The 23973-nt window shown below is 75.0% G+C and carries 24 protein-coding genes; 11 read left to right on the forward strand and 13 right to left on the reverse strand.

Features of this window, described 5'->3' with window-relative positions:
• Positions 1-56 precede the first annotated feature (56 nt).
• Entirely contained in the window at positions 57-440 is a 384-nt protein-coding gene (locus tag ACFYWL_RS00840; protein ID WP_386965547.1) for a WhiB family transcriptional regulator, read from the forward strand.
• Positions 441-529: 89 nt separating this feature from the next.
• Here ACFYWL_RS00840 and ACFYWL_RS00845 read toward each other — a convergent pair whose 3' ends face one another.
• The 3 genes from ACFYWL_RS00845 to groES all read right to left on the reverse strand — a co-directional run bounded on the left by ACFYWL_RS00845 (position 530) and on the right by groES (position 4305).
• Positions 530-2116 (reverse strand): molybdopterin-dependent oxidoreductase, encoded by a 1587-nt coding sequence (locus tag ACFYWL_RS00845; RefSeq protein WP_386965550.1) that lies wholly within the window; start codon positions 2114-2116, stop codon positions 530-532.
• Between the two features lie 157 nt (positions 2117-2273).
• On the reverse strand, positions 2274-3920 hold the full coding sequence (gene groL / locus ACFYWL_RS00850) for a chaperonin GroEL (protein WP_386965553.1): 1647 nt from the start codon (positions 3918-3920) through the stop codon (positions 2274-2276).
• A 70-nt stretch (positions 3921-3990) separates the two neighbouring features.
• Positions 3991-4305: a co-chaperone GroES gene (groES, locus tag ACFYWL_RS00855; RefSeq protein WP_018222648.1), complete on the reverse strand. Its 315-nt coding sequence runs from the start codon at positions 4303-4305 to the stop codon at positions 3991-3993.
• Positions 4306-4646: 341 nt separating this feature from the next.
• Here groES and ACFYWL_RS00860 point away from each other — a divergent pair, with 341 nt between their 5' ends.
• From ACFYWL_RS00860 to ACFYWL_RS00895, 8 genes are all read left to right on the forward strand, one after another.
• Positions 4647-5915, forward strand: coding sequence for a methyltransferase domain-containing protein (locus ACFYWL_RS00860; RefSeq protein WP_386965556.1), 1269 nt, complete (start codon positions 4647-4649; stop codon positions 5913-5915).
• A gap of 9 nt (positions 5916-5924) precedes the next feature.
• Positions 5925-6404, forward strand: a complete 480-nt coding sequence (gene ybaK / locus ACFYWL_RS00865; RefSeq protein WP_386965559.1) for a Cys-tRNA(Pro) deacylase — start codon at positions 5925-5927, stop codon at positions 6402-6404.
• Between the two features lie 222 nt (positions 6405-6626).
• The gene (locus ACFYWL_RS00870; protein ID WP_386965562.1) at positions 6627-7727 is read left to right on the forward strand and encodes a sugar ABC transporter substrate-binding protein; all 1101 of its coding nucleotides are present in this window, start codon (positions 6627-6629) and stop codon (positions 7725-7727) included.
• A gap of 118 nt (positions 7728-7845) precedes the next feature.
• Positions 7846-8667 (forward strand): ATP-binding cassette domain-containing protein, encoded by an 822-nt coding sequence (locus ACFYWL_RS00875; protein WP_386965565.1) that lies wholly within the window; start codon positions 7846-7848, stop codon positions 8665-8667.
• On the forward strand, positions 8664-9923 hold the full coding sequence (locus ACFYWL_RS00880; RefSeq protein WP_386965568.1) for a sugar ABC transporter permease: 1260 nt from the start codon (positions 8664-8666) through the stop codon (positions 9921-9923). Before ACFYWL_RS00875 ends, ACFYWL_RS00880 begins: the two co-directional genes overlap by 4 nt.
• Before the next feature lie 25 nt (positions 9924-9948).
• A complete protein-coding gene (locus tag ACFYWL_RS00885; protein ID WP_386965571.1) occupies positions 9949-11130 on the forward strand; it encodes an ROK family protein in 1182 nt (393 codons plus the stop codon).
• Positions 11131-11184: 54 nt separating this feature from the next.
• Positions 11185-11472, forward strand: a complete 288-nt coding sequence (locus ACFYWL_RS00890) for a DUF1707 domain-containing protein (protein WP_386965573.1) — start codon at positions 11185-11187, stop codon at positions 11470-11472.
• Positions 11473-11664: 192 nt separating this feature from the next.
• A complete protein-coding gene (locus ACFYWL_RS00895) occupies positions 11665-12408 on the forward strand; it encodes a DUF4142 domain-containing protein (protein WP_386965576.1) in 744 nt (247 codons plus the stop codon).
• An 81-nt stretch (positions 12409-12489) separates the two neighbouring features.
• Here ACFYWL_RS00895 and ACFYWL_RS00900 read toward each other — a convergent pair whose 3' ends face one another.
• The 10 genes from ACFYWL_RS00900 to ACFYWL_RS00945 all read right to left on the reverse strand — a co-directional run bounded on the left by ACFYWL_RS00900 (position 12490) and on the right by ACFYWL_RS00945 (position 21622).
• Entirely contained in the window at positions 12490-12744 is a 255-nt protein-coding gene (locus tag ACFYWL_RS00900; RefSeq protein ID WP_043965635.1) for a hypothetical protein, read from the reverse strand.
• A gap of 57 nt (positions 12745-12801) precedes the next feature.
• Complete coding sequence (gene tsaD, locus ACFYWL_RS00905; RefSeq protein WP_386965579.1) at positions 12802-13848, reverse strand: tRNA (adenosine(37)-N6)-threonylcarbamoyltransferase complex transferase subunit TsaD; 1047 nt, start codon at positions 13846-13848, stop codon at positions 12802-12804.
• Between the two features lie 6 nt (positions 13849-13854).
• Entirely contained in the window at positions 13855-14301 is a 447-nt protein-coding gene (rimI, locus tag ACFYWL_RS00910) for a ribosomal protein S18-alanine N-acetyltransferase (protein WP_386966687.1), read from the reverse strand.
• A 169-nt stretch (positions 14302-14470) separates the two neighbouring features.
• Positions 14471-15148 carry a tRNA (adenosine(37)-N6)-threonylcarbamoyltransferase complex dimerization subunit type 1 TsaB gene (tsaB, locus tag ACFYWL_RS00915; RefSeq protein WP_386965582.1) on the reverse strand — a complete coding sequence of 226 codons (678 nt, stop codon included), beginning with the start codon at positions 15146-15148 and terminating at the stop codon, positions 14471-14473.
• A gap of 160 nt (positions 15149-15308) precedes the next feature.
• Positions 15309-16169, reverse strand: a complete 861-nt coding sequence (locus ACFYWL_RS00920) for a maleylpyruvate isomerase family mycothiol-dependent enzyme (protein WP_386965584.1) — start codon at positions 16167-16169, stop codon at positions 15309-15311.
• A gap of 222 nt (positions 16170-16391) precedes the next feature.
• Complete coding sequence (locus ACFYWL_RS00925; protein WP_386965587.1) at positions 16392-17093, reverse strand: uracil-DNA glycosylase; 702 nt, start codon at positions 17091-17093, stop codon at positions 16392-16394.
• A 222-nt stretch (positions 17094-17315) separates the two neighbouring features.
• On the reverse strand, positions 17316-17822 hold the full coding sequence (tsaE, locus tag ACFYWL_RS00930) for a tRNA (adenosine(37)-N6)-threonylcarbamoyltransferase complex ATPase subunit type 1 TsaE (RefSeq protein WP_386965589.1): 507 nt from the start codon (positions 17820-17822) through the stop codon (positions 17316-17318).
• Entirely contained in the window at positions 17819-18916 is a 1098-nt protein-coding gene (locus tag ACFYWL_RS00935; protein WP_386965592.1) for an alpha/beta fold hydrolase, read from the reverse strand. The genes tsaE and ACFYWL_RS00935 overlap by 4 nt, the downstream gene beginning before the upstream one ends.
• On the reverse strand, positions 18913-20031 hold the full coding sequence (alr, locus tag ACFYWL_RS00940) for an alanine racemase (RefSeq protein ID WP_386965595.1): 1119 nt from the start codon (positions 20029-20031) through the stop codon (positions 18913-18915). Before alr ends, ACFYWL_RS00935 begins: the two co-directional genes overlap by 4 nt.
• Before the next feature lie 100 nt (positions 20032-20131).
• A complete protein-coding gene (locus ACFYWL_RS00945) occupies positions 20132-21622 on the reverse strand; it encodes an NAD(P)H-hydrate dehydratase (protein ID WP_386965598.1) in 1491 nt (496 codons plus the stop codon).
• 321 nt (positions 21623-21943) lie between these two features.
• Between ACFYWL_RS00945 and ACFYWL_RS00950 the strand changes: the two genes are divergently transcribed.
• A complete protein-coding gene (locus ACFYWL_RS00950) occupies positions 21944-22240 on the forward strand; it encodes a hypothetical protein (RefSeq protein WP_386965600.1) in 297 nt (98 codons plus the stop codon).
• Positions 22237-23967 (forward strand): alpha/beta hydrolase, encoded by a 1731-nt coding sequence (locus ACFYWL_RS00955; RefSeq protein WP_386965602.1) that lies wholly within the window; start codon positions 22237-22239, stop codon positions 23965-23967. The genes ACFYWL_RS00950 and ACFYWL_RS00955 overlap by 4 nt, the downstream gene beginning before the upstream one ends.
• Positions 23968-23973 lie beyond the last annotated feature (6 nt).

Here is a 23973-nt window from a genome sequence, read left to right on the forward strand (position 1 = left end):
CCCGGACACCGGTCAACTGAGGATCTCCGCGGTGCCGCGCGGGAGGAGGGGTGCTGATGTCGAACGTACGCAGGCTGCCCGGACCCATCGTCGACCTCTGGGACTGGCAGCGGCTCGGTGCCTGCCGGGGCCGCGACAGCGCCCAGTTCTTCCACCCGGACGGCGAACGCGGCTCCTCCCGGCTGCGCCGGGAGTCCGGCGCCAAGGCGGTCTGCCGGGCCTGCCCCGTACGCGCCGAGTGCGCCGCGCACGCCCTCGCCGTCCGCGAGCCCTACGGGGTGTGGGGCGGCTTCAGCGAGGCGGAGCGGCTGCGGCTGCTCGCCGTGGGCTGGGAGGACCTGGCCGACCGGCGGCAGGCACGGGTCGACGTGGCCCGTCTGGAGGCCCGCCTGGGCCGTCCGCACAAGTCCACCGTGCCGGCGCAGCGCAGCGTCGCCTGACGGCCGCCGCCACGCCGCCGGACGACGTCTGGTGGTGCGACGCCGGCCGCTGGGACCGCCGGCCGCCGGAGTGCCGGCCGCCCCGGCGGTCAGCGCACGGTGACCCGGACGGTGTGCCAGCCGGTCGCGCCATCCGGGTCGACGCGCTGCCGGCGCTCGGTCTGCGTCTCGCCGTCGGCGTCGGTGGCCCGCACCTGGAGGGTGTGCTCGCCGGGGGTGGCCGCCCACTGCCAGGACCACTGCACCCAGGTGTCCACTGACACCGTCGGGGCCAGCGTCGCCTCCCGCCACGGGCCGTCGTCGGCGCGTACCTCGACCCGGCGGATGCCCCGGTGCTGCGCCCAGGCCACCCCGGCGACCATGACCGGGCCGGCGGTGAGCCGGTTGCGGGGACGGGGCGTGTCGATCCGCGACTGGGTCTTGATCGGCCCCTGTGCCGACCAGCCCCGGGGCACCCAGTACGCGTCGAAGTCGGCGAAGCTGGTCAGCTCCAGTTCGGTCACCCACTTGCAGGCCGACACGTAGCCGTAGAGGCCCGGCACCACCATGCGTACGGGAAAGCCGTGCTCGACCGGCAGCGGCTCGCCGTTCATGCCCACCGCGAGCAGGGCGTCCCGGCCGTCGCGCAGCACCGCCGTCGGCGTGCCGCAGGTCCAGCCGTCGACCGAGCGCCCGACGACCTGGTCCGCGCCCTCCTCCGGCTGCGCCTCGTCGAGCAGTTCCCGGATGGGCACGCCCAGCCAGCGGGCGTTGCCGATCAGGTCCCCGCCGACCTCGTTCGACACGCAGGCCAGGGTGACGTACCGCTCGACCATGGGGCGGGCCAGCAGGTCGGCGAAGCTCAGCTCGATCGGGTTGCGCACCCGGCCGTGGATGCGCAGCCGCCAGGTGTCCGGGTCGACCTGCGGCACCACCAGGGCGGTGTCGATGCGGTAGAACCCGGACGTCGGGCTGACGTAGGGGGCGAGCTGGGTGAGGGAGAGGTCCGCCCCGGCCGGCACCGCCGGCGCGGGCGAGGCCGGCGCGGGCAGGGCGACCGCCTGCCGGGCCTCCGCCACCCCGCGCCGCCCGGCCAGCCAGTGCCCGCCCAGCCCGGTCACGACGGCCGCGCCGGCCAGCGCGCCGACGCCGGTGAGGAACCGCCGACGCCCCTCCGGGTGCAAGGAAGGGCCCCTTGTTAACAGGGGGGTGTTAACAGGGGGCCCTTCCTTCTCAGCGGGTGGGGTCCACGGCCAGGGGTCGGGGTGCAGGGGGCCGGCCAGCAGGAGCCACAGCGTCAGCGCGCCGAGGGCCGCCCCGGCCAGCGCCGGCAGCGCGTCGGTGGCGTCCGCGCCGGCCCGGGTCAGCGCGGCGGCCACCCCGAGCGCCGCGAACGCCCCGATGCCCGCCAGGCCGACCCACAGCCGGCGCGCGGCGAGGATGCCGAGCAGCGCCGCGAAGCCGGCCAGCAGCAGCGCCGTCCCGACCAGCAGGGCGACCTTGTCGTACGTGCCGAAGACGGCGATGCCGAACTGCTTGACCGGTTCGGGGACGGTGTCGACGACCAGCCCGCCGACCGCGACCAGTGGGGCCGACCGGGGGCCGGTCAGCACCGCCACCGGTTCGGCGGCGCCGATCGCCACGGCGGCGGCGGTGATCCCGGCCAGCGCGGCGTACCCGCGCGAGATGGTGCCCATCCGCCCAGTGTTTCCGACGGGGCCGGGGAAGCGACAGGCACGTCAGCGTTCCGTAAGCAACCAGCCCCGGGCGAACGCGGGGCGGATACGCGTCAAGGCACGCCGTGGGGAGCCGGCGTGCCTTGACTGTGGTGCGGCTGGGTCGGAACCGGGTGGATCAGAAACCGGGGCCGTGCTGGTGGCCGTGGCCGTGCGAGTGGCCGTGGCCACCGGCGGCGGCCGGCTCCGCCTTCTCCGGCTTCTCCACCACCAGGCTCTCGGTGGTGAGCAGCAGGCCGGCGATCGAGGCGGCGTTGACGACGGCGTTGCGGGTCACCTTCACCGGGTCGATGATGCCGGACGCGGCCAGGTCGACGTAGTCGCCGACGGCGGCGTCGAGGCCGTGGCCCCACTGGCTGCCGGCGACCTTCTGCACCACCACGTAGCCGTCGTGGCCGGCGTTCTGGGCGATCCAGCGCAGCGGCTCGACCAGCGCCTTGCGCACGATCGAGACGCCGGTCTTCTCGTCACCGGTGAAGCCGAGGTCGTCGTCGAGCACCGACAGGACCTGCGTCAGGGCGGCGCCGCCACCCGGGACCGTGCCCTCCTCGACGGCGGCCTTGGTCGCGGCGATGGCGTCCTCGATGCGGTGCTTGCGCTCCTTCATCTCGACCTCGGTCGCCGCGCCCACCTTGATGACCGCGACGCCGCCGGAGAGCTTCGCCAGCCGCTCGGCCAGCTTCTCCCGGTCCCAGTCGGAGTCCGAGGCCTCGATCTCCTTGCGGATCTGGGCGACCCGGTCGGCGACCTCGCTGGCCCGGCCACCGCCGTCGACGATGGTCGTGGTCTCCTTGTCGACCACGACGCGCCGGGCGGTGCCGAGCACCTCCAGGCCGACCTGGTCCAGCTTGTAGCCCAGCTCCGGGGCGACCAGCTCGGAGCCGGTGAGGATCGCCATGTCCTGGAGCATCGCCTTGCGGCGGTCGCCGAAGCCGGGGGCCTTGACCGCGCAGACCTTCAGGGTCTTGCGGACCGAGTTGACCATGAGCGTGGACAGCGCCTGGCCCTCGACGTCCTCGGCGACGATCAGCAGCGGCTTGTTGTTCTGGAGGACCTTCTCCAGCAGCGGCAGCAGCTCCTCGATCCCCGAGATCTTCTGCGTGGTGATCAGGATGTACGGGTCCTCCAGGACCGACTCCTGCCCCTCCACGTCGGTGACGAAGTTGGGGGAGATGAAGCCCTTGTCGAACTGGAGGCCCTCGGTCACGTTGAGCTCGGTGGTGAGCGCCGAGCCCTCCTCGACGGTGATGACGCCGTCGCGGCCGACCCGCTCCATCGCCTCGGCGATCAGGGCGCCGATGGTGGCGTCCTGCGCGGAGATCGTCGCGACGTGCGCGATCGACTCCTTGTCGGCGACCTCGACGGCCCGGTCGAGCAGGGCCTCGGAGACCTTCGTCGCCGCCGCGTCGATGCCGCGCTTGAGGCCGGACGGGTTGGCGCCGGCGGCCACGTTGCGCAGGCCCTCGCGGACCATGGCCTGGGCCAGCACTGTCGCGGTGGTGGTCCCGTCGCCGGCGACGTCGTTGGTCTTGGTCGCCACCTCCTTGACCAACTGCGCGCCGAGGTTCTCGTACGGGTTGGTGAGCTCGATCTCCTTGGCGATGGTCACGCCGTCGTTGGTGATCGTGGGCGCACCGAATTTCTTGTCCAGGACGACGTTGCGCCCGCGCGGGCCGAGAGTGACCTTGACCGCGTCCGCGAGGGCGTTGACACCGTGCTCCAGCAGGTGCCGGGCGTCGTCCGAGAAGCTCAGGATCTTCGCCATCTGTATCCCTTCGAAGCGTCACTGCCCCGGCCCGGCGAGCCGGACCGGGGCAGTGACGCGGATCGGTTGCTTACTTCTCGATGACCGCGAGGACGTCGCGGGCGGAGAGCACCAGGTACTCCTCGCCGGCGTACTTGACCTCGGTGCCGCCGTACTTCGAGTAGAGGACGGTGTCGCCGACCTTGACGTCGATCGGCACGCGGTTGCCCTTGTCGTCGATCCGGCCCGGGCCGACAGCGAGGACGGTGCCCTCCTGCGGCTTCTCCTTGGCGGTGTCGGGGATCACGATGCCCGACGCCGTGGTGGTCTCAGCCTCGTTCGCCTGGACCACGATGCGGTCCTCGAGCGGCTTGATCGCAACCTTGGTCGCGGTAGTCACGGGCATACCCTCCTGGGGTACTGGTTTCGTTGCCGGACGGCGGGGCCGACCAGCGTCAATCTGCCACATGCCACCGGGCGGGGCCGTCGTCGCGGGTGCCGGTCCGCCTGGCGTCACCCCCGGGCGCGGGGCCCGGAAGCTGGCACCCTCGATGGGAGAGTGCTAATCGCAGGTTAGGCCGTGGCTAGCACTCCGTCAAGGAGAGTGCCAACGCGTCGCCCGTCGTGTCGCCACAGTTCCGCCGCCCGTCACCGCGACACGCCGCCGCCACCAGGCCCCGGACCCCGCCAGCCGCCGACACCACCACCGCCGTGGGTCGGCCGCCGCCGTGGCCCGACAATGGGCGCGTGGATCTCGACCAGCTCGCCGCCCTGCGTACCCCCGAGGGGTCGGCCGCGCTCGCCGCGGCGACCGAGGTGGCCGGCGGCGACCCGCTGGCCGCGGCGGCTGCGCTCCGCTCGGCCGGGGTGCCCGCCGGGCTGGCCGCCGCCGCGCTGACCCAGGCCGAGCTGCGCCGCCGGGCCGTCGGCAAGTTCGGGCCGGCGGCGGCCGGCATGTTCCTCACCCGCGCGGGCCTGGAGCAGGCGACCCGGGGGGTGGTCGCGGCCCGGCGGGCCGACCGGCTGCGCGCCGCCGGGGTGCGCACCCTGGCCGACCTGGGCTGCGGCCTCGGGGCCGACGCGCTCGCCGCCGCCCGCGCCGGCATCCGGGTGTACGGGGTGGAGGCCGACCCGGTGACCGCCGCGATGGCCGCCGCGAACGCCGAGGCAGCCGGGCTGGCCGAGGAGTTCACGGTGGAGTGCGGCGACGCGACGGCGTTCGACGTGTCCTCCGTCGACGCGGCGTTCTGCGACCCGGCGCGGCGCAGGGCCGGCACGGGCCGGCGGATCTTCGACCCGAACGCCTACTCGCCGCCGTGGGACTTCGTCACGGCGCTGGCCGAGCGGGTGCCGCACACGGTGGTGAAGGTGGCCCCGGGGCTCGACCACGCGCTGATCCCGGCGGGCGCGGAGGCGGAGTGGGTCAGCGTCGGCGGCGACCTGGTCGAGGCGGCCCTGTGGTGCGGCGGCCTCGCCGAGGTCCCCCGCCGCGCGACTGTGGTGAAGGAAGGGCCCCCTGTTAACGCTTTTTGTATAGGAGGGGCCCCCTGCAATCACACCCACCCCGCCTGCCACCAGCTCACCGGGTCCGGCACGGACGAGGCCGCCGTCGGTCCCGTCCGGCGGTACGTCCACGACCCCGACCCGGCCGTCGTCCGCGCGCACCTCGTCGCGGAGCTGGCCGCCGAGCTGGACGCCACGCTCGCCGACCCGACCATCGCCTACCTGTACGCCGACGCACCCGCCGCGACGCCGTTCGCCCGCTGCCTGGAGGTCACCGACGTGCTGCCGTTCTCGCTGAAGCGGCTGCGCGCCCTGCTGCGGGAGCGCGGGGTGGGCCGGGTCGAGATCCTCAAGCGCGGCTCGGCGCTGGAGCCGGAGCGGCTGCGGCGCGACCTGCGGCTGGCCGGCCCGGAGGCGGCGAGCCTGGTGCTGACCCGGGTGGCCGGCGCGCCGACGGTGCTGGTCTGCCGCCCGGTGGCGTATCCGCTGGATCGGCGGGCCGCGGCCGGCTAGCTTGTCGGCATGGCGGGACAGGGGACTCCGGCGACGGCGCTGCTGACGAAGCGGAAGGTCCCGCACAGCACCCACCCGTACGACGTGTCGCCGGACGCGCCCCACTACGGCGCGCTCGTCGCGGCGGCCCTGGGCGTGCCGCCGGAGCGGGTGTTCAAGTCCCTCGTCACCGAGGTCGACGGCGCGCTCGCGGTGGCGGTGGTGCCGGTGACCGGCGAGCTGGACCTCAAGGCGCTCGCCGCCGCGCTCGGCGGCAAGCGGGCGACGATGGCCGACCGCGCGGTCGCGGAGCGGGCCACCGGGTACGTGCGCGGCGGGATCAGCCCGCTCGGCCAACGCAAGCGCCTGCCCACGGTGCTGGACGCCTCCGCGCTGGCCCACGACACGGTGTACGTCTCGGCGGGCCGGCGCGGTCTCCAGCTCCAGCTCGCCCCGGCCGACCTGGTCGCCCTCACCGACGCCACCACCGCCCCCATCGCCGCCGCCTGACCCGGGCCTCCCCCGATCACCGCGCCGGGGCGCGGTCCTTCGGTCTGCCCGCATCCGGGGCGGTTAGAGCAGAGTGTCGATCACGTTGCTGAATTGTTACCGCCGCCAACAAACTTCTGACCTCGACGGTCTTGTGCCGGTAGCGCGGAGCGCAATACGTTGCCGGACACAACAAAACACCGCTCCACTCCCACTCCCCCACCCCCGAAAGGACCCGTGCAGATGCGCAAGGGCTTCCTCACCTTCGCCGCCGTGGGCCTGCTGGCCGCCGGCAGCATGGCCGCCTGCGGCGAGAACTCCGACGGCGGCGACCAGGCCGGATCCTCCGCCAAGAAGCCGAAGATCGGCGTGATCCTGCCGGACAGCAAGTCCTCCGCCCGCTGGGAGGGCGCGGACCGCAAGTTCCTCGAGGCCGCGTTCAAGGCCGCGAACGTCGAGTACGACATCCAGAACGCGCAGGGCGACAAGACCGCGTTCCAGACCATCGCCGACCAGATGATCACCAACGGGGTGACCACCCTGATGATCGTCAACCTGGACTCGGGCACCGGCAAGGCCGTGCTCGACAAGGCCAAGTCGCAGGGCGTCGCCACGATCGACTACGACCGGCTCACGCTGGGCGGGTCCGCGCAGTACTACGTCAGCTTCGACAACGAGGCCGTCGGCAAGCTCCAGGGCGAGGGCCTGGCCAAGTGCCTGACCGACAAGGGCGTCAAGAACCCGGCGATCGCCTACCTCAACGGCTCGCCGACCGACAACAACGCGACCCTGTTCAAGAGCGGGTACGACTCGGTGCTCAAGCCGAAGTTCGACTCGAAGGAGTACACCAAGGTCGCCGACGACTCGGTGCCGGACTGGGACAGCACGCAGGCCGCCACGATCTTCGAGCAGCAGTACACCAAGGCCGGCGGCAAGATCGACGGCGTGCTGGCCGCGAACGACGGCCTCGGCAACGCCGCCATCTCCGTGCTGAAGAAGAACAAGCTCAACGGCAAGGTCCCGGTGACCGGGCAGGACGCCACCGTGCAGGGCCTGCAGAACATCCTCGCCGGTGACCAGTGCATGACCGTCTACAAGGCCGTCAAGAAGGAGGCGGACGCCGGCGCCGAGCTGGCCATCGCGGTCGCCAAGGGCGAGAAGAAGGACACCGGGCAGACCGTCAGGGACGTCGAGGGCAACCGGGACGTCCCGGCCGTGCTGCTGGAGCCGAAGGCGATCTACAAGGACAACGTCAAGGAGGTCGTGGCCGACGGCTTCGTCACCAAGGAGGAGCTCTGCACCTCCGCCTACGCCAAGCTCTGCACCGAAGCCGGCATCAGCTGACCCGTACGCGACCGTCGTACCCGCCAGGCGACGCCGCCCGGCACGGTGACCCCGTGCCGGGCGGCGGCCCGCGCCGGACGGGCTCCGCGATCTCCCCTCCGCGCGTTAGGAGACCCTTGTGTCCGCAACCCCCCTGCTGGAACTACGAGGGATCGACAAGAGCTTCGGTCCCGTCCAGGTGCTGCGCGACGTGGCCCTCACCGCCCACGCCGGCGAGGTCACCGCGCTGGTCGGCGACAACGGCGCCGGCAAGTCGACCCTGGTGAAGTGCATCAGCGGCATCTACCCCATCGACTCCGGCGAGTTCCACTTCGAGGGCCGCCCGGTCAGCATCAACAGCCCCCGCGACGCCGCCGCCCTGGGCATCGAGGTCGTCTACCAGGACCTCGCGCTCTGCGACAACCTCGACATCGTGCAGAACATGTTCCTCGGCCGGGAGAAGCGCACCGGCATCGTCCTCGACGAGCCGACCATGGAGCAGATGGCCGCCGAGACCCTCGCCGGGCTGAGCGTCCGGACGGTCAAGTCGCTGCGCCAGCACGTCTCCAGCCTCTCCGGCGGCCAACGGCAGACCGTCGCCATCGCCAAGGCGGTGCTGTGGAACAGCCGGCTGGTCATCCTCGACGAGCCGACCGCCGCGCTGGGCGTCGCGCAGACCGCCCAGGTGCTGGAGCTGGTCCGCCGGTTGGCCGACAACGGCCTCGCCGTCGTGCTCATCTCGCACAACATGAACGACGTCTTCGCGGTCTCCGACCGGATCGCCGCGCTCTACCTCGGCCAGATGGTGGCCCAGGTGAAGACCACCGACATCACCCACTCGCAGGTCGTCGAGCTGATCACCGCCGGGCGTTCCGGCGCCCTCGGGCTCGCCGCCGAGCCGGCGGGTGGCAACGGCACCGGCGGCGCGTCCGTCGGCACGACCCCGGGAGCCCTCCGATGACCACCACCGTCGTGAAGAAGGAAGGGCCGGCGGCGGTCACCCCGCCCGTCACCGTCGGCGGCCACCTGAGCAGCTACCTCCGCCGGGTACGCGGCGGCGACATCGGCGCCCTGCCGGCCGTGCTGGGCCTGATCGTGCTCTGCACGGTCTTCGCGATCATGCGCCCGTCGTTCCTGTCCGCCGGCAACTTCGCCAACCTGTTCACCCAGGGCGCGGCGGTCACGCTGATCGCGATGGGGCTCGTCTTCGTCCTGCTGCTCGGCGAGATCGACCTCTCCGCCGGCTTCGCCAGCGGCGTCTGCGCGGCGATCCTCGCCAACGTCGTCACCGTGCTCGGCTACCCCTGGTGGGTCGCGGTGCTCGCCGCGCTCGTCACCGGCGTGCTCATCGGCACCGTCCTGGGCTTCCTGGTGGCGAAGGTCGGCATCCCGTCGTTCGTGGTCACCCTCGCCGGCTTCCTCGCCTTCCAGGGCATCGTGCTGATGCTGATGAAGGAGGGCGCCAACATCTCCGTACGCGACGAGACGCTGGTGGCGATCGCCAACCGCAACCTGCCGCCCGCGATCGGCTGGGCGCTGGCCGTCGTCGCCGTCGCCGGCTACGCGGCGACGCAGCTCATGCGGCACCGCAACCGGTCCGCCCGGGGGCTCGTCACCGACCCGCTGGCCGTCGTGTTCGCCCGGGTGGGCGTGCTGGCGGTCATCCTCGGCGTCGCCGTGTACGTGCTCAACCTGGAGCGCAGCCGCAACGTCCTGATCACCTCGCTCAAGGGCGTGCCGATCGTGGTGCCGATCATCGCGCTGCTGCTGATCGCCTGGACGTTCGTGCTCCAGCGCACGAGCTACGGCCGGCACGTCTACGCGGTCGGCGGCAACAAGGAGGCGGCCCGCCGCGCCGGCATCAACGTCGACCGGATCCGCATCTCGGTCTTCGTCATCTGCTCGGCGATGGCCGCGATCGGCGGCATCGTGGCGGCGAGCAGGGCCAACTCGGTGGACCCCAACACGGGTGGCAGTAATGTGCTGCTCTACGCCGTGGGCGCGGCGGTGATCGGCGGCACCAGCCTCTTCGGCGGCAAGGGCCGGGTGCTCGACGCCGTGCTCGGCGGCGCGGTGGTCGCCGTCATCGACAACGGCATGGGTCTGATGGGCTACAGCTCGGGGGTCAAGTACGTGGTCACCGGCGTCGTGCTGCTGCTCGCCGCGAGCGTGGACGCCCTGTCCCGCCGCCGGTCGGCCGCCACCGGCAACCGTTGACAACCGCACGGAAGTACCGGTAACGATGCGCGTGGGACCGAGTCAGGACGAGATCCGTCGGCAGAACCTCGGTGCCCTGCTGCGCTACGTGCACGTCCACGGCGCGACGACCCGCGCCGAGCTGACCACCAGGCTCGGGCTCAACCGCAGCACGATCGGCGCGCTGACCGCCGACCTGGCCGGCGCCGGGCTGGTCAGCGAGGGGGCACCGAAGGAGACCGGCCGGGCCGGACGACCGTCGCTGGTCGTCCGGCCCGAGTCGGAACGGGTGTACGCGTACGCGTACAGCGTGGAGGTGGACCGGCTGCGGGCCGCGCGGGTCGGCCTGGGCGGCGCGGTGCTCGACCGCCGGGAGTTCGACCGGCCCCGCAACCTGGTGGCCGGGGAGGCCGCGCCGCTGCTGGCCGGCGCGGTCAAGGAGATGCACCAGTCCGTCCCGGCCGACGCGGTCTGCGTCGGGGCCGGGGTGGCGGTCTGCGGCATGGTCCGCCGCGACGACGGCCTGGTCCGGCTCAGCCCGACCACCGGCTGGGTGGACGAGCCGATCGGCGCGGCGCTCGCCGCCGAGCTGGGCATCGACGTGCCGATCACCGTCGGCAACGTGGCCGACGTGGCGGCGTTCGCCGAGCACGCCCGGGGCGTCGCCGCCGGCTGCGACAACGTCATCTACCTGTACGGGGACGTCGGCGTCGGCGCCGGCATCATCGCCGGCGGCCGGCGGCTGACCGGGCACGGCGGGTACGGCGGCGAGGTCGGCCACATGGTGGTCGTCCGGGACGGCCAGCCCTGCGAGTGCGGCTCCCGGGGCTGCTGGGAGACCGAGATCGGCGAGCACGGGATGCTGCGGGCCGCCGGCCGGTCCGACGCCCGGGGGCCCGACGCGGTGCTGGCCGTCTTCGAGGCCGCCGACCGGGGCGACGCGCTGGCCCAGACGGCGGTACGGCAGGCCGGCGACTGGCTCGGCTTCGGCGTGGCCAACCTGGTCAACATCTTCAACCCCGAGATGGTCATCTTCGGCGGCACGATGCGGGACCTCTACCTCGCCGCGGCGGCCCAGGTGCGCAGCCGGCTCAACTCGATCGGGCTGCCGGCCTGCCTGGAGCACGTGCGGCTGCGTACCCCGAAACTCGGCGACGACGCGGCGCTGATCGGCGCGGCGGAGCTGGCGTTCGAGCGGCTGCTCGCCGACCCCCTCGACGCGGCCTGACCGCCCGCCGCGCGGGTGTGCCGCGGGCGGGCGCGGCTGCGTACGCTGTCCGGCGTGGACGTCGAGCTGCGCGCCTCCGACGACGACCGGCACCGGGTGGTCGCCGACCTGCAACGGCACGCCTCGGCGGGCCGGCTCACCCTGGACGAGTTCTCCGAACGGGCCGCCGACGTCTGGGCCGCCCGGACCCTCGGCGAGCTGGCCGCGGTGACCCGGGACCTGCCGGCCGACCCGGTCCTTTCCGCCGCGCCCGCGCACGGCCGCCGGGACCTGCTCGTCGTCTTCGCGGTCGCCGTCGCCACCCTGCTCCTGCTCGGCCTGCTGATGGCCGTCGCCCGCTGACCCGCTCCCGCTGCTCTCCCCCGCCGTCTCGTCTCCCCGCCTCATTCACCCGCCTGGTTTCGCGAGACGCTCTTCCGGGATCCGGATGAACTGATCGCGGCGGCGATCCGTACCAGTGGCCGGAGGGGCGGCCCGGGGGACCCGGCCGCCCGGACGGACGCGTTCGGCCCGGACCGAGGAGGCACCGCACCCATGGCACCGCTCAGATCCGCACGTCGCCGGCCAGGGCACCGGACCCACCGGATGGCGGCGCTGGTGGTCACCTTCGTCGCCGCGCTCGGGGTGCTACCCGGCGTGGCCGTCGCCGCACCCGCCAACGCCCAGCTCAACGCCGCCGACATGACGCTGCTCGCCGGCGTACGGCTGGCCGGCCTGTGGGAGATGCCGGCCGGTGAGATGGCCGCCGAGAAGGGCCAGTCGGCCCGGGTACGCGAGATCGGCGCGGAGATCTCCCGGCAGCACGGGGTGCTGGACCAGCTCGTCGTGGACGCCGCCAACAAGCTCGGCGCGACCCTGCCGTCGGACGCCACCGCCGAGCAGAAGGGGTGGCTCAAGGAGATGCAGGAGTCCAGCGGCGGCCGGTTCGACCAGATCTTCGTGACCCGGCTCCGGGTGGCGCACGGCAAGATCTTCCCGGTCATCGGCGCGGTGCGCGCCAGCACCCGGGACGCGACCGTGCGCAAGCTCGCCGACGAGGCCAACGACTTCGTCTCCGACCACATGGCGATGCTGGAGAGCACCGGCCTGGTCCGCTGGGAGCAGCTTCCGCCCGCCGCCCTCCCGCCGGCGCAGAGCGACTCGCTGGTCGCGGCGGCAGCCGCGAACGTCGGCAGCGGCGGCCGGCTCGGCGTCAGCACGACGGTGGTGTGGCTGGTCTTCATCGCCGCGCTCGGCACCGGCGGCATCGCCACGTACCGCATCCTGCGCCGCGGCTGACGTGGGCGCGGTGGGGAAGGGCCGTTAGGAAGGGCCCCCTGTGCAACAGAATGCGTTAACAGGGGGCCCTTCCTTGCGCCGTCAGCGGTCGACCTCGGTGAAGTCCCACGCGTGCGGGGGTCGGGCCAGCAGCGTCGCGGGCGGGTCGGGCAGCGGCCGGGGGCTGCTGCGCCACTTCGAGATCACCACCACCCGGTGGTCGGTGGAGCTGAACACCTCGCTGGACACGTGCAGCGGGTCGTGCTCGACCTCCGGCAAAGCCGTGTCGCAGACCCAGGTGATCAGGTCGGCGAAGCCGTAGGGCTCCGCCCGCGCCTCCCACATCCGTACGATCACGTCGTCACTCCTCGCTCGTGTCGGGCCCTCGGCGGCGCTCCCCGGTCGGGCCGGCCGTCACACGCTGACCGTGGTCAACGGCAGGGCCGAGTCGGCCGGCAGGTCGAGCCGGCTGGGCGCGACGCCCGCCGCGACCAGGTGCGAGCCCAGCGCGGCCACCATCGCCCCGTTGTCGGTGCACAGCTTCGGCCGGGGCACCCGCACCCGGATGCCGAGCTTCGCCGCCCGGTGCTCGGCCAGCGCCCGCAGCCGCGAGTTGGCCGCCACTCCCCCGCCGATCACCAGCGTGTCCACCCCGTGGGCCTGGCACGCCGCCAGCGCCTTCGCGGTGAGCACGTCGCAGACCGCCTCCTGGAACGACGCCGCCACGTCGGCCACCGGCACCGGCTCGCCGGCCCGCTGCCGGGCCTCCACCCAGCGGGCCACGGCCGTCTTCAGGCCGGAGAAGGAGAAGTCGTACCGGTGGGCGGCGAGATCCTTGGCGGCGGTGAGGCCGCGGGGGAAGCCGATCGCTGCGGCGTCGCCGGCGGCGGCCTCCCGGTCGATGTACGGGCCGCCGGGGAACGGCAGGCCGAGCAGCCGGGCCACCTTGTCGAACGCCTCACCGGCGGCGTCGTCGATGGTCGCCCCGAGCGGGGTCACCCCCCGGGCCAGGTCGTCCACGAGCAGCAGGGACGAGTGCCCGCCGGAGACCAGCAGGGCGATCGCCGGCTCGGGCAGCGGCCCGTGCTCCAGGGTGTCCACGGCGACGTGCGCGGCGAGGTGGTTCACCCCGTACACCGGCTTCTCGGCGGCCAGCGCGTACCCCTTCGCGGCGGCCACGCCGACCAGCAGCGCGCCGGCCAGCCCCGGGCCGGACGTCACCGCGATGGCGTCGATGTCGGCGATGGTCACCCCCGCCTCGGCCAGCGCCCGGTCCATGGTGGGCACGATGGCCTCCAGGTGCGCGCGGCTGGCCACCTCGGGCACCACGCCGCCGAACCGGGCGTGCTCGGCGACGCTGGAGGCCAGCGCGTCCGCAAGCAGGGTGTGCCCGCGCACGATGCCGATGCCGGTCTCGTCGCAGGAGGTCTCGATGCCGAGGATGAGCGGTGCGTCGGCCATGGCTCCTCAGTCCTGGTCGCGCCGCATGACCAGCGCGTCGGTGTTGCTGGGTTGGTAGTAGCCGCGGCGGACGCCGATCGGCTCGAAGCCGTAGGTCGCGTAGAGCCGCTGGGCGGGGCCGTTGTCCGCCGCCACCTCCAGCAGCGTGCTGCGTACGCCCCGGCGGGCGGCCTCGGCGAGCAGCGCCTCCAGCAGCGCCCGGCCCACCCCGCGCCGCTGGGCGTCCCGGGCGACGGCGATGTTCTGCACCCACGCCTCGTCCGGCGCGGCCACGGCGAGCCCGGCGTAGCCGATCACCCGATCCCCGTCGGCCGGGGTGGCGACCAGGTAGAAGTGGCCGTTGGCCAGCTCGTTCCAGAACATCGCCGGCGACCACCGCTCGGCGCCGAACAGGTCCGCCTCGATCGGGAGCACGTCGTCGACGTGCCACCAGCGGAACCGGCCCAGCCGGATCGCCTCCGGGCCGGGCCGCTCCGGCCGGCTCACGGCCGCCGCTCCCGCCCGCGCGCGGCAGGCGCTCCCACCCGCCGGGCCTCCCGCCCGCGCGCGGCAGGCGCTCCCACCCGCTCGGCGTCCCGCCCGCTCACGGCAGGCACTCCCACCCGCTCGGCGTCCCGCCCGCTCACGGCAGGACCGGCTTGCGGGCGGTGGCGGCCACGGCGTCGGGGCGGCGCAGGTACAGCGGGGTGAGCGGCTCGCCTGGCGCGCCGGACCGGATCCGCTCGGCCGCGAGCAGGGCCAGCGCGGTCGGGTCCGGATAGCGGGGCTCGTCGCGCAGCGGCAGGCCGAGCACGTCGGCGTACCGGTGTGCGCCGTCGCCGGCCGCGGAGGTGACGCCCAGGTCGCGGGCGCGCTGCGCGGCGACCGCCGGGGCGTCGACGTCGGGGCCGGCGATCCGCTGGCCCGCGCCGTCGTACACCGCCCAGTAGACCTCCCGGCGACGGGCGTCGCCGGCCGCCAGGACCGGCTCGCCGGCCGCCGCCGGGTGGCCGATCCCGTCCAGCGAGCACACGCCGTACGCCGCGACGCCGAGCACCTGGGCCATGGTGGCGGCGGTGACCAGCCCCACCCGCAGCCCGGTGAACGGGCCGGGGCCGAGGCCGGCGACGATCGCGGTCAGATCGGCCGGGCGGGCGTCGACCTCGGCGAGGACGGCGTGCACCTGTGGTGCGAGCAGCTCGCCGTGCGCGCGGGCGTCGACGGTGCGCCGCTGGGCGCGCGGCGTCACGCCGTCCGCCGTGACCTCCACCAGCGCCGCGGTCACCGCAGGGGTCGAGGAGTCCACCACCAGTACGAGCACGAACGCAACCCTAACCGCCCACCCGCCGCCCCTCCCGCACCCCCACGCCCGTGCCCTCCCAAGGCATCCCTCTCCGGCCCCCCTCTTCGGTGATCAAGAGGAAAGCGGCACAGTTGATCTCGACGATGACGCAAACCTCTTGATCGACAGGCGGGCGGGATCAGCTGGGGGTGCGCAGGACCCGGAGGAAGGGGAACAGCAGCCAGGGGCGACGGCCGCCGATCGAGACGCCGCCGGTCAGGGCCGTGCGGATCCGGCCCACCCGGCCGAACAGCATCAGGTTGAGCGCCGCCGGGTCGAACCGCACCCGCACGTCCGGGCGGGTGCCGGGCGCGGCGATCGACACCAGCCCCCGGTGCAGGACGAGGGTGACGTCGGCGCAGTACGCCGACCGGAACTCGACGGTGATCGGGCGCTCCCGGGGCGGCTCGTCGTTGTCGAGCAACCGCCCGTAGCCGGCGCGGACCACCCCGACGAGGAACACCTCGAAGAACAGCACGGCCTCCCGGCCGGGCATCTCCCACGGCCGGCCGGTGGCGCGGGCGATGTCCCAGCCGTGCACGAGCAGCTCGTTGACGAGGTGACCGAAGAGACCGGCGAGGGGCGCACGGGCGTCGCCGAACCAGGGCAACAACTCGTCGGGGTCTCGATCGGCGGCGATCGAGAGGATCTTCGCCACGTCGGCGCGGAACTGCGCCAGCAGCGGCGCGGGATCGCGCTCCGTCAGGTGGGCCAGGACCAGGTCGTTGACGCCCTCGATGGTGTCCACGGTGACCGTCGGCAGCCGGGCGTCCAGGCCGGGGATCGGCAGCGGCGGATGCTCCGGGTCGAGCTTCGTCGCATACCACCAGGCGACCGAGACGAGGTGGACGACGGTGTCGGCGACCGACCAGTGCGCGGTCACCATGGTCTGCGGCCGGTCGACCGACTCGACGAGCCGGGCGAACCGGTCGGTGGCCGCGGCCAGCGCGTCCCGGGCCGCACGCCACTGCTGCGGGTTGACCGTCGCCGTAGCCGCCACGTGCCGCCTCCGATCCGTGGAGCCGCCGGGATACCCGGATGCCGACAGTCTAAAGCAGACGGTGATCGCCCGGTCACTCCGAAAGTGCGGTGATGACCGGGCGACGAAGCCCGCTCAACTAGGCGATCCGCTCGGCCGAGGCGGCCTGATTCGGCCGGGGCATCCTGGCTCGGCCGGGGCGATCCGCTCCGGCCGAGCGACGGGGACGGGGACGGGGACGGTTCAGCCGGCCGAACGCTCCCAGTCGATGGTCGGCAGGCCCGCGTCGGCGAGGGCCTTGTTGGCCGCGCTGAACGGGCGGCTGCCGAGGAACCCGCGCGGGTTCATCGGGCTCGGGTGGCCGGCCTCCAGCACCACGTGCTGCGGGTTGGTGACCAGGGCCGCCTTCTTGCGGGCGTACCCGCCCCAGAGCAGGAAGACGACCCGCTGGTCGAGGGCGTCGAGGGCGCGGATCGTCGCGTCGGTGAACTCCTCCCACCCCTTGTTGGCGTGCGACCCGGGGGTGGCCTGCCGGACGGTCAGCACCGAGTTGAGCAGCAGCACCCCCTGCGCGGCCCAGCCGTCGAGGTTGCCGCTGCGCGGCTTCGGCACCCCCAGGTCCTCGGTCAGCTCCTTGAAGACGTTGCGCAGCGACGGCGGGACGGACACCCCCTCGCGGACGCTGAAGCTCAGCCCGTGCGCCTGCCCCGCCTTGTGGTATGGGTCCTGCCCGAGGATCAGCACCCGGGTCTGGCTCGGCCCGCACAGCCGGTACGCGGAGAACAGGTCCTCGACCGGCGGGAAGACGGTCTGGGTGGAGTATTCCCCGGCGACGAACTCGGCCAGCGCGGCGGTGCGGGCCGGGTCGAGGTGCGGGGTGAGCAGGGCGCGCCACTCCTCGGGCAGCAGGGAGAGCAGGTCGAGGGTGGGGGCGTCGTGGGGCATCGGCAACCTTTCGCAGTCGGTCGGTCCCCTTCCTACCAGCCCGGTCCGACACCCTGCGCGGTACGGGCCAGCGGCGCGCACGAAAGCCTCGGCCAACAGCGCGCGGAAGCCTCAGCCAGCAGCACGCCGAAGCCCTCGGCCAGCAGCGCACGGAAGCCCCAGCCAACAGCGCGCCGAAGCCTCGGCCAGCGACGCGCGGAAGCCTCGGCCAGCGGCGGGCGGTCAGGCGAGGGCGGCCAGCCGGGCGGCCCAGTCGCCGCCGACCGGTTCCAGCTCGATCAGCCGGGTGTCGTCGTCGCGTCGGTCGATGCGGACCCGCAGGTGGGCGTCGACCAACTGCTCGACCAGCCCTTCGCCCCACTCGACGACGGTGACCGAGTCGTCGACCGACGCGTCCAAGTCGAGGTCGTCGATCTCGGCGCGCGGGTCGGCGGCGTCCCCGAGCCGGTATGCGTCGGCGTGCACCAACGCCACACCCCTGCCCCGCACCGGATCGGGCCGGTGCACGCGGGCGATCACGAAGGTCGGCGAGGTGATGTCGCCGAGCACGCCGAGGCCCGCGCCGATGCCCTGGGTCAGCGCGGTCTTGCCGGCACCCAGCGGGCCGGTGAGCAGCAGCAGGTCGCCGGCGCGCAGCACCCCGGCGAGCCGGCGGCCGAACGCGTGGGTGTCCGCAACCGTCGGCAGCGCCGCGCGCACAGCGGCACCGGCCGCGTCGGCCCGGCTCACAGCCCCTCCAGGAAGCGGGTCAGAGCCCCGTTGACCTCGTCGGCGTGCTCCAGCATCACCACGTGCCCGCTGTCGTGGATCTTGAGGTATTCGGCGTGCGGCAGCCGCCGGACGATCTCCTCCGAGTGGGTCACGGGGGTGATCATGTCCTTGTCGCCGACCACCACCAGCACCGGGGTGCCGGCCAGCGCGGCCAGCGCCGGGTATCGGGAGTGGGTGGCCAACGTGCGCAGGTAGCGGGTGACCGTGTCGGCGGACGTGCGGGAGTTCATCAGCTCGACGTACGACACCAGGGCCGGGCTGGGCTTCGGGGTGCCGAAGCCGTACTTGCGGGTGAGCAGCCAGGCCACGTTGGACGTCGACTTGCGGGCCGCGTCGATCGCCGTCCCGCCGTAGCGGGTGGCGTTGCTCACCATGTAGAGCACCGGCGCGCCGACCCGGCCGAGCAGGGCCGGGGCGACGAGCTTCGTCTCGGCCAGCAGCCCGCCCGAGGTGGCCATCAGCACCGTGCCGACCACCCGGTCGCCGAACAGCTCCGGGTAGAGCTCGGCGAACGCCATGATGGTCATGCCGCCCATCGAGTGGCCGACCAGCACCAGCGGGCCCTCCGGGGCGGTGCGGTCGATGACCCGGCGCAACGTGCGGCCGAGCGCCGCGAGGTCGTACTCGCCGGTCTCCAGCTGCCCCGACCGGCCGTGCCCAGGCTGGTCGTACGCGACGATGCGGTGCTCGCCCCGCGCGGCGAGCATCTTGCGCTGGAAGTGGAAGGTGCCCATGTCCAGGCAGAAGCCGTGCACCAGCACCACGGTCGGCTGCCCGGGGACGGGGCGGGTCGGCTCCACCACCTCGACGTGGATGTCGGTGCCGTCTGGCAGCTCCAGCCGGAACGCCTCGTCGTAGCGCTGCTGGCCGAAGACCTCGTCGGCGTACGGGTCGGCGGGATCCGCCTTGAGCCGGCGGATCAGGGCGCGCTCGCTCACCACGCCCGCCGCGAGACCGGCGGCGGCCACCCCGACGGCCGCCCCGACGACCCCGGCCACCCGGCCGGCGGCGGTGCGCGGCCGGGGGATGCGGAAGCCCCTGCGCTCGCTCACGGCCGCTCGCCGTCGTAGACGCGGGGCACCCGGACCCCCCCGAACCGGGTGACGATCTCGTAGTTGATCGTGCCGACCGCCTCGGCCCAGTCGTCGGCGGTGGGCTCGCCGCCGGTGCCGGGGCCGAACAGGGTCGCCACGTCGCCGGCCGCAACCGGGTCGTCGCCGCAGTCGACGACGAACTGGTCCATGCAGACCCGGCCCGAGACGGTCCGCCGCCGGCCGGCGAGCTGCACCGGGCCGGTGTTGGAGGCGTGCCGGGGCACCCCGTCGGCGTAGCCGAGTGGCACCACGGCCAGGTTGGCGTCGGCGTGGGTGAGGTAGGTGTGGCCGTAGGACACGCCGCTGCCGGCGGGCACCCGCTTGGCGAGCATGACCCGGGCGCGGGCGGTCATCGCGGGGCGCAGCCCGAACCGCTCCCCGGCCACCGGGGAGAGCCCGTAGGTCGCGATCCCGGGCCGGACCAGGTCGAAGTGGGTGTCGGGGCGGGTCAGGGTGGCCGCGGAGTTGGCCAGGTGCCGGTAGCGCGGGCGCAGCCCCGCCCGCTCGACCATGTCCAGCCCCTCGTGGAAGACCGCTAGCTGCCGGTCGGTCGTCGGGTGGCCGGGCAGGTCCGCGTAGACGAAGTGGCTCCACACGCCGACCACCTCGACCAGGCCGTCGGCCTGGGCCTTCGCGGCGGCCTCCAGCAGCGCCGGCCAGTCGGCGACGGTGGCCCCGCCCCGGGCCAGCCCCGTGTCGATCTTCAGGTGCAGCCGGGCGGGGCGGTCGGCGAGCCGGCCCGCCTCGACCATCTCGTCGAGCTGGGTGAGGCTCGCGGCGGCCAGGTCCACCCCGGCCGCGACGCCCTCGTGCAGCGGCAGCCCGGGGGCGAGCAGCCAGGCCAACACGGGCGCGTCGAGGCCGGCCCGGCGCAGCGTCAGCGCCTCGTCGAGGGTGCAGACGCCGAGCCAGTCCGCGCCGGCGTCGAGCGCGGCGCGGGCCGACGGGACCATGCCGTGGCCGTAGCCGTCGGCCTTGACCACGGCCATCAACTCGGCGCTGGTGCCGGCCCGCAGCCGCGTCACGTTCTCCCGGATCGCGTCAAGATCGACCCGCACCTCGGACTGCCACATGTGCCCAGCCTACTGACCGGGGTGGCGGAGGCTCTGCCATGTCGGGCGGATGGCGGTATCCGGGGCGAAGGACACCGCCATGTCGCCGGCATGGTGTCGATCAGCCCGAGCCCGGCCGCCCGTGGGGCAGGCCGGCCACCACCGGGCGGAGCGCGGCGGCCACGTCGGACGCGGTCACCGGGCCCGACCGGGCCGCCTCCCGCCCGGCCAGCCCGTGCAGGTACGCCGCCGCGGCAGCCGCCCGCTCCGGGGCCAGGCCGGCGGCGAGCAGCGAACCGAGCAGCCCGGCGAGCACGTCGCCGGTGCCCCCGGTGGCCAGCGCGGGGGTGCCGGTCGGGTTGACGTACGCCCGGCCGTCGGGGGTGGCGACGATCGTGCGGTCCCCCTTGAGCAGGACCACCGCGTTCATCCAGGCGGCCAGCCGCAGCGCGGCGGCGGCCCGGTCCGCGCCCGGCTCCTCCCCGCAGAGCCGGGCGAACTCCCGGTCGTGCGGGGTGACCACGATCGGTGCGTCCCGCCGGCGCAGCCGGTCCGCCATCGACCCGTCCACGAGCAGGGTCAGCGCGTCGGCGTCGAGCACCACCGGCACCGGGGCGGCCAGCACCGCCCGCAGCTCGGCGGCGGCCTCCTCGCCGGCGCCCAGCCCGGAGCCGCAGACCCACGCCTGGACCCGGCCGGCGTCGGCGACCCGGCCGCTCGCGATCACGGAGGGGTGGTGGAGCAGCACGTCGGCGCGGGCGCCGCCGGCGTACCGGACCAGGCCCGTCGGCCCGGCGAGCGCGCCGCCGACCGAGAGCACGGCCGCGCCGGGGTACGTCGCCGAGCCCGTCGCCAGGCCCACCACGCCCCGGGTGTACTTCTCGGCGGCCGGGCCCAGCTCCGGCCACCAGTCGACGACGTCGGACCGCTCGGTGACCCGCAGCGCGGGCGTGCCGCGCAGCCACGGCCCCAGGCCGATGTCGACCAGCTCGACCTGGCCGGCCAGCGCCGCCGCCGGACCCACCACCAGGGCCGGCTTCAGCGCGCCGAACGCCACCGTCACGTCGGCCCGGATCGCGGTCGGCCGGCCGGCAACGGCCGGCGGCACGTGGCCGGTGTCCACCGCCACGCCGCTGGGCACGTCCACGGCGACCACGGCGGCCCGCCCGCCGTCGCGGCCACGCAGCCCGGGCAGCTCGCCGGCCAGCCGCTCGGCCGCCTCGCGCAGCCCGCCGGCGCCGCCGATCCCGACGATTCCGTCCAGCACCAGGTCGACCACGGCGGGCGGCCGGTCCACCAGGCGGCCCCCGGCGGCACGCAGCGCGGCCAGCCCCGGCGCGTGCGCCCGGCCCGGGGTGAGCAGCAGGGCCGAGACGGCGGCCCCCCGGCGGGCCAGCCGCTGGCCCGCGTACAGGGCGTCACCGCCGTTGTCGCCCGTGCCGACCAGCAGCAGCACCCGGGCCCCGTACACCCCGCCCCGGTCGGCGAGCAGCAGCGCGCAGCGGCGGGCCAGCCCGGCCGCCGCCCGGTACATCAGCGTGCCGGCGGGGAGGGTGGCCATCAGCCCGGCCTCCGCCGCCCGGACGTCCGCGACCCGCCACACCGGTTTCATGCCGCCGCGCCCCGTCCGGCGTCCGCGCCGCCGTCGCCGTCCGCGTGCCGGGTCCGCCCCGGCCCGTCGAGGATCATGGCCTCACCCTACCGGCGGAGGCGGGCGCAGGTTACCCGTCGGGTCGACTGTGGGCAATGCCTGTGGACAACCCGAGGGTACGACCGCCGCCCGTTGTCCACAGGGCGTTCCGGTCGGCGGGGCGGCTGCCTAGCGTCAACGGCGTCGCTGTCCACCCGTCGACGGCGGTGTCGGCGGCCCACCCGGGGCCGGCCGCGCCGCCCGTCATGTCGTGACGGGGCACCGAGCCGGAGGAGTCCGCCGATGACCGAGGAGCCGTTCACCGTCCGCCCCGAGCTGCTGCGGGAGGTCGCCGGGGCGCTAAGTGACCTCGCGCACCGGCTCGGGCACGGGCTGGCCGGCGCGTCCGGGCTGACGGTGCCGGCACCCGGCTGGCGGTCGGCGGGTGCCCTGGCCGGCCTGGAGTCGGCCGCACACGCCTGGTGTGGCGCGCTCGGCGCACGGGTCGCCGCCGCCCAGGGCGCGCTCACCGTCGCCGCCGAGGGCTACCAGGCGGCCGACGAACGGGCCGCCCACCGGCTCACGGCGCTGCCCCGGTGAGCCCTGCGGCGGGCCGGGGCGCGGGCGGCGGGAGCCCAGCTACGGCCGGCGCCGGGGGCGGCCCGGCCAGGGCCGGTGCCGGCATCCCCGGCCGTGCCGGCGGCGTCGACCCGGCCGGCGGCGTCGGTGGGCAGGCGTCGCCCGACGCCGGGGGCGACGCCTACGCCCGGCTGTGGGCGGCCGACCCGGGCCGGTGGGCGGCGGCCGGCGCGGCCTGGCGGGGGCTGACCGGGCTGGTCGACCGGCGGGCCGCCGAGCTGGAGGCGGCGGCCCGGGCGCTGCGGGGCGGCTGGGCGGGCGCCGCGGCCGGGGCGGCGGGCGGGCGGATCGGCGCGCTCCGGTCCGAGCTGACCGCCCTCGCGCCGGCGGTGATCGAGACCGACCAGGTGCTCGCCGAGCTGGCCGGGCGGCTGCACCAGGCCAGGGCCCGGCTGACCGAGGCGGTCGCCCTGGCCGACGCCGGCGGGGTGCGGCTGGACCGGCGGGGCCGGGCGAGCGCCGACCCGGCGCGGGCGCAGCCCGACGCGCCCGCCCCCGTGGCGCGGGTCGCCGCCGCCGTGTCGGCGGCCCTGGCGCTGGCCGACGCGGCCGACCGGGAGGCCGCCGGCCGGCTCGACGAGCTGACCCGGGCGGCCGGCGCGGGCTGGGTGGCCGCGCCCCCGCCCTGGCGTCCGGCCCCGGGCGCCGCCCCGGCAACCGTCCGGTCCTGGTGGGCCGGGCTCACGCCCGCGCAGCGCCGCTGGCTGGTGGCCCGGGAGCCCGAGCTGGTCGGCCGCCTCGACGGGGTGCCCGTGGCGGCCCGGGACCAGGCGAACCGGCTGCTGGTCGACCGGCGGCGGGAGGTGCTGCTGGCCGAGCGACGCCGGCTGCTCGACCGGCTGCCGCGCGGGCCGGTGGAGCTGGCCGGGCTGGCCCGGGTGGAGGGGGCCCTGACGGGGCTGGACGCGCTGGCGGCCCGGTTGACCGGCGGCGGGCAGCCCCGGGCGTACCTGCTGGGGCTGGACACCGGCGGCGAGGGTCGGACGGTCGTGGCGCTGGGCGACCCGGACCGGGCCGACCGGGTGCTGACCTACGTGCCGGGGATGACCGCCGGCCTCGCCGACGCCACCGGCGAGCTGGGCCGGGCCGCCCGGGTGCAGGCCCGCTGCGCGGCGCTGGACCCGACGGCGTCCACCGCGGCGGTGCTCTGGCTGGACTACGACGCGCCGGACTTCCTGCACGAGGCCGTGCTGCCCCACCAGGCCCGCGACGCCGGCCCGGCGCTGCACCGGTTCCAGGAGGGGCTGCGGGCGACCCACGACGGCCCGCCGGCCCGGCAGACGGTGCTCGGGCACAGCTACGGTTCGCTGGTCGTGGGCACCGCCGCCCGCGACCACGGGCTCGCCGCCGACGCGCTGGTCTTCGTCGGCTCGCCGGGCGTCGGCGTGGACCGGGCCGACGGGCTGGGGCTGCCCGCCGGCGAGGTCTGGGCCAGCACGGCGCCCGACGACGGGATCCGGCTGGCCCCGGCCCCCGACGAGCTGCCCCGTCGCGTTCTGCGCGGGCTCAGCCCGCTGGCGGCCGTGCTGACCGGCCGGGACGACCACGCGCTGTGGTTCGGCCACGACCCGGCCGACCCGGGCTTCGGCGGGCGCACCTTCCCCAGCGGCCGGCACGGCCACACCGGCTACTGGGACCCGGCCAACCCGGCCCTGGACGGCATGGCCCGCGTCGTCCTGGGCCGGTGACGTGTC

The sequence above is a fragment of the Micromonospora sp. NPDC002575 genome (genome assembly GCF_042889525.1).
In the GTDB taxonomy this organism is placed as follows: domain Bacteria; phylum Actinomycetota; class Actinomycetes; order Mycobacteriales; family Micromonosporaceae; genus Micromonospora; species Micromonospora carbonacea.

Excerpts from the sequence above, each read along its gene's own strand:
- ACFYWL_RS00880 (WP_386965568.1), top strand. The coding sequence starts at position 8,664 with ATGACCACCACCGTCGTGAAGAAGGAAGGGCCGGCGGCGGTCACCCCG.
- tsaD (WP_386965579.1), bottom strand. The coding sequence starts at position 13,848 with ATGGCCGACGCACCGCTCATCCTCGGCATCGAGACCTCCTGCGACGAG.
- groES (WP_018222648.1), bottom strand. The coding sequence starts at position 4,305 with ATGCCCGTGACTACCGCGACCAAGGTTGCGATCAAGCCGCTCGAGGAC.
- groL (WP_386965553.1), bottom strand. The coding sequence starts at position 3,920 with ATGGCGAAGATCCTGAGCTTCTCGGACGACGCCCGGCACCTGCTGGAG.
- ACFYWL_RS00840 (WP_386965547.1), top strand. The coding sequence starts at position 57 with ATGTCGAACGTACGCAGGCTGCCCGGACCCATCGTCGACCTCTGGGAC.
- ACFYWL_RS00950 (WP_386965600.1), top strand. The coding sequence starts at position 21,944 with ATGACCGAGGAGCCGTTCACCGTCCGCCCCGAGCTGCTGCGGGAGGTC.
- ACFYWL_RS00870 (WP_386965562.1), top strand. The coding sequence starts at position 6,627 with ATGCGCAAGGGCTTCCTCACCTTCGCCGCCGTGGGCCTGCTGGCCGCC.
- ACFYWL_RS00845 (WP_386965550.1), bottom strand. The coding sequence starts at position 2,116 with ATGGGCACCATCTCGCGCGGGTACGCCGCGCTGGCCGGGATCACCGCC.
- ybaK (WP_386965559.1), top strand. The coding sequence starts at position 5,925 with ATGGCGGGACAGGGGACTCCGGCGACGGCGCTGCTGACGAAGCGGAAG.
- ACFYWL_RS00925 (WP_386965587.1), bottom strand. The coding sequence starts at position 17,093 with ATGCCCCACGACGCCCCCACCCTCGACCTGCTCTCCCTGCTGCCCGAG.
- alr (WP_386965595.1), bottom strand. The coding sequence starts at position 20,031 with ATGTGGCAGTCCGAGGTGCGGGTCGATCTTGACGCGATCCGGGAGAAC.
- ACFYWL_RS00945 (WP_386965598.1), bottom strand. The coding sequence starts at position 21,622 with ATGAAACCGGTGTGGCGGGTCGCGGACGTCCGGGCGGCGGAGGCCGGG.
- ACFYWL_RS00895 (WP_386965576.1), top strand. The coding sequence starts at position 11,665 with ATGGCACCGCTCAGATCCGCACGTCGCCGGCCAGGGCACCGGACCCAC.
- ACFYWL_RS00885 (WP_386965571.1), top strand. The coding sequence starts at position 9,949 with ATGCGCGTGGGACCGAGTCAGGACGAGATCCGTCGGCAGAACCTCGGT.